Raw genomic sequence first — 12528 nt, forward strand, 5'->3', positions numbered from 1 at the left:
AGAAGGGATTGGCAGCAATGAAAAAAAGAAAATGGGCGGGGACGTTGGCGGTGGTAGCGGCGATGGCGCTGTACTTATGGATCAATGAACCGCAGTCCGCATACGCCATGCACATCATGGAGGGCTTCCTGCCTGTCGGATGGGCGATCTTCTGGTGGGTAGTCTTCATCCCGTTCTTTATGCTCGGAATTCGTTCTCTGCGAAAGGTGACGAAGGAAGCGCCAGAGCTCAAAATCATGCTCGGCCTTGCAGGCGCCTTCACGTTCGTGCTATCGGCGCTGAAGCTGCCTTCCGTCACAGGCAGCAGCTCGCATCCGACCGGGACGGGGCTTGGCGCCGTCATGTTCGGACCGCTGCCGATGAGCGTGTTAGGGACGATCGTCCTGCTCTTCCAGGCGGTGCTGCTTGCCCACGGCGGACTGACGACGCTCGGCGCGAACGCATTCTCGATGGCCGTCGCAGGCCCGATGGCCGGTTACGCGGTCTATGTGTGGCTGATGCGGACCACAGGCAAGCAGAAGCTGGCAATATTCTTCGCCGCGGCGCTTGCCGACCTGGCCACGTATATCGTCACATCGGCGCAGCTCGCGCTCGCATTCCCTTCAGCTAGCGGGGGATTCGCCGCATCGCTTATGAAATTCGGCGGCGTCTTCGCCGTCACCCAAATTCCGCTTGCGATCAGCGAAGGTCTGCTGACCGTGCTCGTCTGGAATTGGCTGCAAGCCTATGGAGCGGACGAGTTCCGGCAGCTGCAGCGCAGAATGAAAGGAGCCACGACGCATGTTTAAACGTTATCGCAATACGCTGATCATCCTCGCGGTCATCCTGTTGGCCGTGCTGCCCCTGGCTTTCGTCAAAGGGGAATTCGGGGGCGCGGATGGGGAAGCCGAAGAATTGATCGCGGTCGTCGATCCAACCTACAAGCCGTGGTTCTCCTCGCTGTTATCGCCGCCGGGCGAGACCGAGAGCATGCTGTTCGCGCTGCAAGCGGCGCTCGGCGCGGGCTTCATCGGTTATGTCATCGGCTTGTTCAGAGGCAAAGCGACGAGAAAACAACCGTGATCTTGAAGCAGATCGACAGCTACTCCTACGGCAATCGGTTAAGAAGCCTGCCGGCGACAGCCAAGGGTGGTTTCGCCGCTTCGCTCCTGCTGCTCGCTTACTTGACCGGTCCGGCGGTGCAGGCGGCCATCATCGCGTGGTTGTACGTCTGGACGGTACCGCGAGCGGGGATCAGCGCGAAATTCTATGCTGTGTCGCTCGGGAGCGTCCTTGGATTCTATCTGCTTAGTCTGCCGGCTCTTATGATCGAGGCGATCCCGGAAGGCGCGAAGATGGCTGTCGCGGCGAACGTCCGGCTCGAGTTGGGCGGATGGCAGCTGGCAGTGACCGAAGATAGCATGCATCTCGCGGTAAGGCTCTTGTTTCGCGTGCTCGCATGTTCAAGCTGCTTCCTCTTCCTCATACTGACCACGCCGATGGCGGATTTATTCCAGGTGCTGCGTAAGCTTCGCGTACCCATGCTGCTGCTGGAGATCATGCAGATCATGTACCGGTTTCTCTTCGCCTTGCTCCAGACGGCGTCCGAGCTATACACGGCTCAACGGGCGAGGGGTGGCCATCATGGCGTGAGGAGCCGAATCGCCGACACGGCGACGCTCGCGGCCCGGCTGTTCGGGCGGACGATGTCCCGCTACGACAATTGGACGCGCGGGCTCCGCGCGCGCGGCTTCGAAGACGAGCTGCGGCTAGCGCCAAGCGAACCGGGGAACGTTCCCGCGAAGCTGCGCATCGAGGCCCTAATCGGTCTCGCAATCATAACGTTGACGGCACTGCTGCTGCCTGGAGGATGGCTATCATGATACACAACATCTTGGAGACGGAGAGCGTCTCGTATACTTATCCAGGAGGGCGCAAGCCGGCGCTCGATCAATTGACCTTACAGATACCGCAGGCCAAGAAGACGGCGCTGCTCGGACGGAACGGATCGGGCAAATCGACGCTGTTTCTTCAACTGCTCGGCTTGCTGCGCCCCGATCAAGGCGCGATGCGCTTTCGCGGCCAGCCATATCCGGACAATCGGCGCGGCTTGCGCGCCATCCGAGAGGAGATCGGTCTTGTCTTTCAAGATCCGGAGCAGCAGCTGATTCTGAATACGCCGCGCGAGGATGTCTCCTATGGCCTGCGCAACGCAGGCGTGCCGGAAGGGGAAATTCGAGACCGCGTTCGGGAAGCCATAAATGCGGTGGGTCTTACGCATGCAGCAGATACGCCAATCCATGCGCTAAGTCTTGGTCAGAAGAAGCGGGTCGCGCTCGCAGGCGTGATGGTGATGCGACCGCGAGTTCTGCTGTTGGACGAACCGACCGCTTATCTCGACCGGACGTCCGAGCGCAGATTGTTAGACGAACTGGCACGCATACATGACGCGGAAGGCGTCACGATGATTATGGCGACGCATGACATGAATTTGGCCTACGAATGGGCGGATCACTGCATCGTCATCCAAGACGGCGCGTGCGTCATGGCGGGGGTGCCTGGAGAGGTGTTCGCTCGTGTAGCGGCGTTAAGCGATTGGGGGTTGTCGCGTCCTGCGGTGCTGAATCTGTGGGACGCGATTCCGGAACGTCTACGTCATGGGCACCTAGCGCCCAAAGCGCTGTCTGATTTGGAAGATTGGCTTCGACATCATCTTGCATAGGGCATGGCTTAGGTTAGGCAGGCGCTTCGATTGCCAATCGATCGCCTGCTCTTTTTTTGCAAATACACGGCGTTGATGCTAAGATTAGTACGATTTTATGCGGGTTTGTAAGCGAATTGGGTACATAAGGAGGCGCTTGTTTTGTCCGAGCAACAACTGATCGTATTCGCCGGTTCCTACGCGGAAACGGCAGACAACAGCATTTATTCGTATAAGTTAAATGAAGAGACCGGGGCGCTGACGCTCGTCCACGCGGTTGCGGGTTACCGCAATCCAACGTTCCTGAACGTCGATGCGGCCAACAACCGGCTGTATGCCATTTCGGAAGGTACATCGCCGGACGGCGGCAAAGCCGGGGAAGGGGCGGCATTCGCGATCGACCCGGCTACCGGCCGATTCGAACCGCTGAACCGCACGTTGACGGTCGCTTCGCCGACCTGCCATATCCAGCGTGACGCAAGCGGCAAATATTTGATCGTCGTCAGCTATCACGGCGGCATGGCCGGCTTGCTTCAGATCGAAGAGAACGGCCGGATCGGTAAGCTGCTGGACGTTAGTCAGCATGAAGGCCGAAGCGTTCATCCGGAGCGGCAGGATCGCCCGCATCCGCACTCGGCGTTCTTTAGCCCGGACGGGAAGTTCGTGCTCATTCAAGACTTGGGCCTAGACAAAATTTTCACGTACGCGATCGATGAAGCGGCTGGCAAGCTCGTGCAGAAGCATGTGACCGAGACGAACCCGGGCGCCGGGCCGCGCCATCTCGCTTTCCATCCGACGGGCGCGTTCGCTTACGTCATTAACGAGGTTGATTCGACAGTTGCCGCCTTCGCCTATGATGCGGAAGATGGCCGACTGACCCCGATCCAGACGGTATCCACGCTTCCGGCCGAAGGGTTCGATGGCGAGAACACGACCGCCGAAATCGCGATATCGGAGGACGGCCGTTACATGTACGGCTCGAACCGCGGTCACGACAGCTTGGTCGTGTACGCGGTAGACGGCGCAACGGGGCAGCTCTCCCACGTGCAGCATATTGCTTCCGGCGGCGGTCATCCGAGACATTTCGCCCTGACGCCAGGCGGACAATATCTGCTGTGCGCCAACCGGGACGACAATAACATCGTTACGTTCCGCATAGACCGGGAGACGGGACGTCTGAGCGAGACGGGACAATCCGTATCGGTGTCCAAGCCGGTCTGTGTAAAGCCGGTGTACCTGTAGCTTTTCGGGTTATTTTCGGATTATTCTCGAGTTGCGCAACGAACAATTGACATGAAACCTCTCCAATCGACAAGATGGGGAGGTTTTTTGACATATTTTACGACTCAAGGAAGTGGAAGGACTGTCAAGATTCGATTTACCTGACATGGGAATAACATATTATTCGCAAATGCGTAAACTTTCTTGACATAATGCTTGCAATGATTTATTGTAATAGAAACTAGCGCAAGCGACCGGCTTAGATAGTTTCTAACCATATTCTAACAATGAGAGGAGAACGACAAGATGGAGAAGAACGAGTTGATGACTATCAACGTTCTATTGGACAAGGCGGCAGCTTACACGAGACTGTTGTCGGAGATTACCGAGACGAAGGCTGCGGGCACGTGGCGGAATGATCGGCGTTTCAAAGCAGAACACGATGAAATGAAAGCTGTGGCGGAACGACTCCGCGGCCATGACGACGCGAACGTGTCCATGTATGGATTCCGGATGCAGATGCTGATCGGCGAATTCGTCGAGACGGATATCGTATGCCATGAGAAAGTGGTTCATTTGCGCGAAGTGCGCAATCAAGAAGAGCTGCTTCAGCTTGCGGCTTACCGGGCAGTCGAAGCGTATCGCATTCTTGCAGAGGAGAACGCAGCGGAGCAGCATCTGCGTCAATCGATCTAATGCACTTACCAGGCGACACGAGATGAAACGGACAACCCTTCCTCCAAGAGGAGAGATGGTTGTCCGTTTTTGTTTGCTCGTATGACTAGGCGTGCGCCTTACGGTTGGTCAACAAGCTTCTTGCCGACATGAACAGATATCCGCCAATTAGACCGCCGAAGTGGGCGTAGTTATCGATGCCCGGTACGACAAAACCGAGGATGACGTTCATGATGAGACCGCTGTAGATCGAGATCCCCATCATTTCCCCCCAAGTATCCGGTTCTTTGACCGTTAAATACAACAACGCGCCCATCAGCCCGAATATCGCTCCGGAAGCACCGGCCGATATAGAAGGAGAGAACCAATAGCTGGCCGCATTGCCCACGATGCCCGCGATCATATAGAGCAGGAAGAAGGTACCTGAGCCCAGCACGCGTTCGATGCGGCCGCCGAGCGAGAGGAGCGACACGGTATTGAACCACAGATGCAGACCCCCGATATGAAGGAAGATCGGCGTCACGAGCCTCCAATACTCGCCTTCATCGATGAGCGGCGCGTATTTGGCGCCGAATCGGATAAGCGTCGCCGTATTCGTAGAGCCGCCGTAGTACGTCATGAGCAGCCATACCGCGACGTTAATGGCGGTAAAAGCGAACGTTAGCGGGGCGCCGCGTTTGCGTCCCGCCTCCTCGAAGGGCTGAACGCGCTCTTGGTGGGCGCGCAGCATCTCGCCATGCCAGACATTAATGACCTCGTACAAGCGGGTATCGTCATAAGGAACGGGTTCTCCGCGTATGACGAACTGGCGGATATACTCGGCGCCGGGGATTTCGATTTTCGGCAGCACGACGCGATTCTCGACCAGATCGATGAGGCCCGCTTCGATGCGGTGACTCTCGGTTAACGTGCTCAAGTGCAAGGAGGCGATCTGTTCGCCGGACATTTGGAAGCCGGCATCCGTCCGAATGTAGAGATGCACCATTCGATGCACGAGCGCCGGGCGGCGAAATCCGACCATCTTCATCCAATCCATCGAATGCTCGAACTGCTCGCGTATCTCGGCTTCTTGCTGCTCCGCGGACTGACCGTACATTAATGGCATTAAATACAGGTACGTAACGCGAATGCCATCGCGCCGCTTCAAAGTCAGCATACCTTCGTCATTATCCATTAACGAATAACGATGATGGTGGACCAGCTCGCGCGCAATCGCCCAGATCGCATAATTAAGCTCGTGAACGTTCACGTGGCAAACACCTTTCGCTTATAGAATGGTTGTAGTATAGGCCAAAAAGCGTTTTTCATGAAGAGGCGCAAAAGGATGTGACTGGCGTTGGCGGGGGAAGCTGGATGGACGGCAGCCATTTGGCGAAAAAGAACGGCAATGGCAATAGAAGGAGGGATTGCAGGCGCCTAGGTGCATATGAAGCGCCGTTGGATTACCTTCGTGTCGGTGATAATTCTGCAGCCTGAATGGAAGAAGCCGCATGCCGCTTCATGTGGGTCATGCGACTTCGTTACATAGGCAAGATAGCTAGGATATCTATCCTAGCTATCCTTACTATCGGCTAATACCGTTGCGGCGCTGCTTTCTTCGCCAGATCGGCAATATAGGTCCAGAATGCTTCGGCATGCAAATCGTAGACGAGATTGACCGGACGGCCATTCGGATCGACCACGGATCGGCCCTGGCTGATGCCATCCGGTATAACGGAACAGCGCACTTCGCGCTGCATGACCAAGTCCGGATTGCCTACGGAGGCTGTCGTCAGCACGTCCCAGAGGTAGTAGGTCGAATTCGTCTCCATGTATACGAGAGGCGGGCAGCACGCATAACATTGACCCAGAAAATCAACGCCTTCGTAGTTCCGCTCTTTCGCCCAGCGGTTGCGGACGGCAAGCGTCAGCGGAACTTTGTTCGTGCTCTCGAGAGCGACGAGGTCGACCGGAATCGAGCTTTGGAAGACGCGGTGACAGGCTTCCGGATCCCAGTAGACGTTCCATTCCGCCGAGCCGTCGTGCTCGGGTTCTTGTACATTGCCCCTCTCGAATGTGCCGCCCATCCAGACGAGCTTCTCGATCCGTTCTTCGATATCCGGCGCCTCGTCCAGCGCGCGAGCCAGATCGGTCAACGGACCGGTGAAGAGCAGCGTGGTCTTCTCGGAATTGGACCGAATGGCCTCAATCATATGCCGATGGGCGGGCAGCGGCGAGAGCGCGGCGTTCATCGTGCCGGCTTCGTTCAAGATCGGCAGCGCGTCGACGAAGAACGTATGCATCCGCCAAGCGGCCGGGAACGGATTTTTGCCGCGCGAATTCGATTTGGCAACCTCGACGTCATACTGGCCGAACCGGTCGATGATCTTGCGGCTGGCATCGGCACCTGGCTCCAAGTAACCGTCGGCGGGAATGACGGATACGCCGGTCAGTTGAATGTTGTCCATTTGCAGCAGCAGGAACAACGATACCAAATCGTCGACCCCTGCGTCATGATTGAAATAAACGTGCTTCTTCTCCATGTTGCTCCTCCGTTCGTCTAGCTGACTAAGGTAAGATGTGAACCATCTATCATATTATGTCCCGGCCAGAGGAGGGCGTAAAGAGAAGAGTAGGAAAGCAAGCCGAACTTTTTAATAAAGTCGTATTGACTAATAAGAGTCGATTGGGTTATACTGGGTTCATCAAGGAGGCGCTGACGATGAACAAGAAGCAGGAAACAGGGCGTTACCGCACGCCGGACGGGTTGCCGGTCGATATCGCGATATTCACGATTACGTCGATCACGAAGCCGGGCAGCTACAAGATGCTCGCTGATCGTAAGCTGGAAGTGCTGCTCGTTAGAAGGAACACGCAGTCATCCGCATTCCCCGGACAGTGGGCATTGCCAGGCGGGTTCTCCTCCGAATCGGAGACGCTGACGGAAGCTGCTTACCGAGAGCTGCACGAGGAGACGAATGTCGGCGCTGACGTTCATATCGAACAGGTGAAGACGGTGTATTATCCGGGGCGCGATCCGAGAGGCTGGATGCCATCCGTACTCTACTGTGCGCTCGTAAGCGAGGATCAGCTGCGCGCTATCTCGCCGGATACGGATGCCGACGAAGCGAAGTTATTCGAAGTGGAGGAAGCGCTAGAGCTGAATCTTGCGTTCGATCATCGGGAGCTGCTGAAGGATGCGCTCGCGTTCATCCAGACCAAAATGATGACGACGACGATCGCGAAAGAGTTTCTGCCAAGGACATTCACGATTCGCGAGTTGTATCAAGTCATCCAGACGGTCGTGCCGGATTTCGAGGAAGATATCGCGAATTTCAAGCGTAACCTGATGACGACGAAGACGCGGCAAGGGCTGATCCGCGAAGCGATTGGTTCGGACGGCCAGCCGCTCACGTCGGATCGGAATTCTAATCGTCCCGCGCAGCTTTACGAATTTGCCGATTATGAGCCGAGAATTTCCATTTACAATTCGGGCATGTTCTGAGGCAAGGCGACTGTACACATGCAAGGAAGGCTGAGGGATCAGCCCTTTTATTTCCGAATTCATATAGTCAATGTGACAAAAATGAACGCCGCTGCATATCATTTTATATAGTCGATAAGACAATTACGGAGGTAATGAATATGATGAATCAACTTCGTTCGAACGTACTCCTGTTGACGGACAGCTACAATCTCTCGCACAGCCGGCTGAAATGCAGCATGGACTGGGAAGTCAGCCATCTCTACAACCGGAAGGCCGGCATGATTCTGTATGGCTTCCGCGAAATCGCGCTATCGATCTTGACCGTCCGCATTACGAAGGCGGATGTCGAAGAAGCGGAACGCTGCGCGGCGATGCAAGGTCTGCTATTCCCCTCGGCGATCTTCCATCGTGTTATTGATGAATGCGGCGGTTATGCGCCCCTTGCTGTGGAATCTCTGCCTGAAGGCACGTGGTGTCCGGCTGGCACGCCGTTCGCACAAATCCGCAATACGAAGGAAGGCTTCGGCGAGCTGGTGACGTGGTGGGAAGGCGTGCTTATGCATGCTTACTTCCCAAGCGCCTGCGCCACGGAGGCATTCCATATGCGTCGCTACCTGGAAGAGAAGCGCGAAGCGCTCGGCGCGGATGAATCGTTCTTCTGGCGGTTCCACAGCTTCGGGTTCCGCGGCCACCGCAGTCTGGAGGATGCTTACTGGGCGGGTACGGCGTGGAATTTGTCGCTGCAGGGTACGGATGATTTCCATACGACGAAACATACGCCTCATGCGACGATCGGCAGCATCGCGGCGCTTGCGCACAAAGTCACGCAGCAGTATGACGATGAACTGCAGTGCTTCTTGCATGCGATAGATTCGACGGCGGATAGCGGCGAGGGGATCGTCGCGCTCGTCATCGATACGTACGATGCGAACCGCGTCATCGAACAGTATTTGCCCATCCTTGCGGAGCGGGCGCGCGAGCGCGGAGTGAAAATCATACTGCGTCCCGACAGCGGCGACGTGCTGCGTCAAGCGATCGCTATTTACAAATCGGCCGAGCGCCATGGCGCTATAGCCGAGGTCGGCGTCATTATCGGCGAGGGCATGAGCTTCGTGCAGGCGCGGCGTTACGATCAGGTGCTGGAAGAGAACGGCGTTCCGCTTGCATTCGTCGCCTACGGCATAGGCTCGGGCTTCTATAACCATCTCGACCGCGATACGCTCGGCTGGGCGATGAAGACGGCGTACAGCAACGGCAAAGACCGCATGAAGTTCTCGATGGACCCGTTGAAGCGGAGCATACCGGGACGCGTCGGACTGATCATGAAGGGCGATAATCTCGTCGTCGTCGCGCATGAAGAGATGACGGGCGGCGGGTTGTACGAGTCGGTCTACACCTACGATGGAGCGGGAGAACTCACAATGAAGCCGCTTGACGAATCGCATTGGATCGACGTCCGGAATCGGGTCCGCACCCAAACGGCACGGCAGGAGCGGGTACAATTATCCGAAGCTATCTTGCATAAGATGGAACAAATCGCGGCGAAGTACGGCGTGGAGTAAAAGAGGATCGCGCCGGTCGAACATCCAAGTCAAGCGCGTACCATGCAGTGCAAGACCGGGCTCGCCAAACAACGGGTGGGTGACTTCAAGAGAGGATGGATGTACGATGACACAACCTTTTCGATTCGGCTTCATCATCGGTCGGTTCCAGCCGGTCCACCGGGGGCATGAAGCCTTGATCGACGCGGCGCTCGCGATAGCTGAACACGTGCTCGTAGTGATCGGCTCGGCGCAAGAGAGCGGCACTTCTCGGAACCCGTTCACGGCGCAGGAGAGAGAGCGATGGCTGCGGCAAATCTATGGCGACCGGATCCACGTACTGGCGCTGAATGATTTGACGAACGAGCACGACCACTCTACAAGCTGGGGCGATTATCTGCTCGATGCTGTGGAAGATTACGCCAAGGCGAAAGGGTTGCCGCCTCCGGACCTCGTCATCGAAGGCGAAGAGAGCGGGCGGGAACGATGGTTCGCGGAAGAGCGCATCCGGCGCTTGGACCGTCTGACCTTCCCGAGACCGGATGGCGCGGTGAGTGCCACTTGGCTCAGGACGATGATTCGGGAAGGGCAGGAGAGCGTTTGGCGGACACAGGTCCATCCCGAGCTGGTCGTGCCATATAGGGAGCTTCGCGGGGCGCTGCTTGCGCTTCGGGAGGCACGATGATATGATCGTTCTTCCATTGTCAGCCAATCTCTGACGGCGACAGTAGAACGACTGGATTGCGATGGCCGCACGCCAGACCGCAAGCCGGCAAGGGGGAATGTAACGTTGACGGAACGGGAATCCATCATGAGCCAGACACGAGCTTTCGTGAAGGCGGCATTGGAGCATGATAGCAGCGGTCATGATTGGTGGCATATCGTCCGCGTCGCCCGCAGCGCGAAGCTGCTCGCCGAAATCGAGGGGGGAGAAGCATATGTATGCGAGTTGGCCGCGCTGCTGCACGATATTGCGGACGAGAAGCTGAATGTCAGCAAGGAAGCCGGACTGCGGCGGGTTGAAGATTGGCTTGCCGAAGCCGGCGTCGATGTTAATACGGCCGAGCACGTAATGCTGATCATCTCTACAATGTCCTACGGCGGCGGGGGCGGCGCGCTTATGGAGACGCTCGAAGGGCGCATCGTGCAGGACGCGGACCGTCTCGACGCGATTGGCGCGATCGCCGCCGCGCGCACGTTCGTCTACTCGGGCTGGAAGGGGCGTCTGATCTGCGATCCGAACGTGCGTCCCCGCGTTACGATGACGAAGGAGGAATACCGCAGCGGCAAGGATACCGCGGTCAACCATTTCTATGAGAAGCTGTTGAAGCTAAAGGCGCTGCTTAATACGGAATCGGCGCGCATGTTGGCGGAAGAGCGGCATGTGTATATGGTGCGGTATTTGGAGGCGTTCGATCGGGAATGGGAGCTCGGCAATTCGGAGTACTTGGCCGAGAGGCTGGGCCAGACGCAAGAGCCGGAACGGATCCACGTCGTGTTCGATGCGTCGGCAGCTTCTTCGCTTCGGTATCTGTTTCGCGAAGCGAGCAGTGAATATGTGGTTCTGCTCGCGGATGACCTATCCGTAGGTCCGTTGGATGACAGCGGCGCGCCACCGGGAACGCTCCAGCGCCGTTTGGCCTGGATGTCCGAGCGGGGCATGCTGGGCAACTCCAAGGCGGAGTATTTCCGTGATGGCGTTGAGTGGCGCAGCTGGCCCCAGAGGCTTGCGGATCGCCGGGTGGTGGTATGGGCGGCAGGGAACGCGCGAGAGCAAATCGGTCTTCGGCGTCTCACCGCGCATATTCCGGAATCGGCTGATGTCCGCGTGATCGACGCGCCTTCCCGTATCTTCGAGCGCACGAATGGAGCTATCCTGCATACGCATACGGGCGAGGTCCCGCTTGGGGAGCTGGGCGATCTTGTGGAACAGGGACAAGCGTTGACGACCGAGCAGCAGAGCGAATATGCCGCCGATTGGCAACGGCTTATAAGAGAGGCTGGCGAGCTGCGCGTGATTGTCGAGGGTCGTATACAATCGGTGCCGGAAGATTATTGGGATGAGATGATTTTGCAGGCCGCTATCTCCGTTGCATCGACGAAGGGGAGAATGTACACGGCCGCCAGCTTGGTCGGACAGTTCATCGGACTAAGCGATCAGCGATTGAACGACTCCTTCTTATTTGCCCGCGTTCGTCATTTGGTCGAGAGAGGGAAATTGCATGGAGGCGGCAATCCCGAGGCGATAGGCGGGTATAACGTCGGATTCGGCGAACCGTCACCGTCAGACGCTGAATTACCCGATCCGGCGAGCATCCAAGCCTATATGGAATGGGCTCGACAATACGCGACCGAAGCAGGCGAGATCGAGCGGCTTCTCTCTGCCGAGCGGGATGCGGATGAACAGGTGTTGTCCATGCTGCGCGCGTTATCGGATGGCTGCCAGGCTGACGCCCGGATGCGCCGGATGGTCGCCAAAGTCATCGACGACTTCATGAACGAACGCCAGATATATGCCGAACGACGTAATGCCGTCATCGGCATGTTGTCGGCCATGCAGCGAACAGGTAGTACGGATGAGGATCGACAGGCATAACTACTTCCGAGTCGTCGTACGATGCAGTTTGAAAGCAGCATCATTTTAATGCGCAATATTAGTTGAACATAAGACGTTATCGACGCAAGTCCTGTACTATACGTGTCTTGCGCAAAAAAGCCGCCCTCGGGCGGCTTTGCTGCTTATCGGTCATTGGTCTTGCACTGCTGTGGGGCAGGGTCATGCCTCTTCGGGATTGACGTACTGATCCTGATCGCTGCCCCAAATAAAATCCACCGAGTAATCCATGCCGCCGCTTTTGTTGACGACTTGATTCGTTTCCGCGGCGGTTGTATGCTGCTGAAGTTCTTCCTGTTGTTCCGCCTGTTCATTCCATTGGTCAGTCATC

General features: G+C 57.0%; 13 protein-coding genes. 10 read left to right on the plus strand and 3 right to left on the minus strand.

The features are described from left to right. Nucleotides 1-17: 17 nt before the first annotated feature. From ACFFSY_RS21595 to ACFFSY_RS21620, 6 genes are all read left to right on the plus strand, one after another. Complete coding sequence (locus ACFFSY_RS21595; protein ID WP_377497951.1) at nucleotides 18-788, plus strand: energy-coupling factor ABC transporter permease; 771 nt, start codon at nucleotides 18-20, stop codon at nucleotides 786-788. Continuing rightward, on the plus strand, nucleotides 781-1062 hold the full coding sequence (locus ACFFSY_RS21600; RefSeq protein ID WP_377497953.1) for a cobalt ECF transporter S component CbiN: 282 nt from the start codon (nucleotides 781-783) through the stop codon (nucleotides 1060-1062). Before ACFFSY_RS21595 ends, ACFFSY_RS21600 begins: the two co-directional genes overlap by 8 nt. Further along, nucleotides 1059-1862 carry a cobalt ECF transporter T component CbiQ gene (cbiQ, locus tag ACFFSY_RS21605; RefSeq protein WP_377497955.1) on the plus strand — a complete coding sequence of 268 codons (804 nt, stop codon included), beginning with the start codon at nucleotides 1059-1061 and terminating at the stop codon, nucleotides 1860-1862. The genes ACFFSY_RS21600 and cbiQ overlap by 4 nt, the downstream gene beginning before the upstream one ends. Then, the gene (locus ACFFSY_RS21610) at nucleotides 1859-2701 is read left to right on the plus strand and encodes an energy-coupling factor ABC transporter ATP-binding protein (protein WP_377497957.1); all 843 of its coding nucleotides are present in this window, start codon (nucleotides 1859-1861) and stop codon (nucleotides 2699-2701) included. The genes cbiQ and ACFFSY_RS21610 overlap by 4 nt, the downstream gene beginning before the upstream one ends. A 141-nt stretch (nucleotides 2702-2842) precedes the next feature. Further along, nucleotides 2843-3922 (plus strand): lactonase family protein, encoded by a 1080-nt coding sequence (locus tag ACFFSY_RS21615; protein ID WP_377497959.1) that lies wholly within the window; start codon nucleotides 2843-2845, stop codon nucleotides 3920-3922. A gap of 285 nt (nucleotides 3923-4207) precedes the next feature. Then, complete coding sequence (locus tag ACFFSY_RS21620) at nucleotides 4208-4597, plus strand: hypothetical protein (protein WP_377497961.1); 390 nt, start codon at nucleotides 4208-4210, stop codon at nucleotides 4595-4597. An 85-nt stretch (nucleotides 4598-4682) separates the two neighbouring features. On the opposite strand, the gene ACFFSY_RS21625 is transcribed toward ACFFSY_RS21620, so the two are convergent. Both ACFFSY_RS21625 and ACFFSY_RS21630 read right to left on the minus strand, forming a co-directional pair. Then, nucleotides 4683-5825, minus strand: coding sequence for a rhomboid family intramembrane serine protease (locus ACFFSY_RS21625; RefSeq protein WP_377497962.1), 1143 nt, complete (start codon nucleotides 5823-5825; stop codon nucleotides 4683-4685). A gap of 322 nt (nucleotides 5826-6147) precedes the next feature. Beyond that, the gene (locus tag ACFFSY_RS21630; protein WP_377497964.1) at nucleotides 6148-7098 is read right to left on the minus strand and encodes a nucleoside hydrolase; all 951 of its coding nucleotides are present in this window, start codon (nucleotides 7096-7098) and stop codon (nucleotides 6148-6150) included. Between the two features lie 179 nt (nucleotides 7099-7277). Here ACFFSY_RS21630 and ACFFSY_RS21635 point away from each other — a divergent pair, with 179 nt between their 5' ends. The 4 genes from ACFFSY_RS21635 (at nucleotide 7278) to ACFFSY_RS21650 (ending at nucleotide 12179) form a co-directional block, all read left to right on the plus strand. Then, a complete protein-coding gene (locus tag ACFFSY_RS21635) occupies nucleotides 7278-8060 on the plus strand; it encodes an NUDIX hydrolase (RefSeq protein WP_377497966.1) in 783 nt (260 codons plus the stop codon). Nucleotides 8061-8200: 140 nt separating this feature from the next. After that, complete coding sequence (locus tag ACFFSY_RS21640; protein WP_377497967.1) at nucleotides 8201-9604, plus strand: nicotinate phosphoribosyltransferase; 1404 nt, start codon at nucleotides 8201-8203, stop codon at nucleotides 9602-9604. Nucleotides 9605-9710: 106 nt separating this feature from the next. Continuing rightward, entirely contained in the window at nucleotides 9711-10268 is a 558-nt protein-coding gene (locus tag ACFFSY_RS21645; RefSeq protein ID WP_377497968.1) for an adenylyltransferase/cytidyltransferase family protein, read from the plus strand. 105 nt (nucleotides 10269-10373) lie between these two features. Next, nucleotides 10374-12179, plus strand: a complete 1806-nt coding sequence (locus tag ACFFSY_RS21650) for a DUF3658 domain-containing protein (protein WP_377497971.1) — start codon at nucleotides 10374-10376, stop codon at nucleotides 12177-12179. A gap of 180 nt (nucleotides 12180-12359) precedes the next feature. On the opposite strand, the gene ACFFSY_RS21655 is transcribed toward ACFFSY_RS21650, so the two are convergent. Next, nucleotides 12360-12527 carry a hypothetical protein gene (locus ACFFSY_RS21655; protein ID WP_377497973.1) on the minus strand — a complete coding sequence of 56 codons (168 nt, stop codon included), beginning with the start codon at nucleotides 12525-12527 and terminating at the stop codon, nucleotides 12360-12362. Between the last annotated feature and the right edge of the window lies 1 nt (nucleotide 12528).

Origin of the sequence: Paenibacillus aurantiacus (genome assembly GCF_042431225.1) — a bacterium.
In the GTDB taxonomy this organism is placed as follows: Bacteria; Bacillota; Bacilli; order Paenibacillales; family Paenibacillaceae; genus Paenibacillus_Z; species Paenibacillus_Z aurantiacus.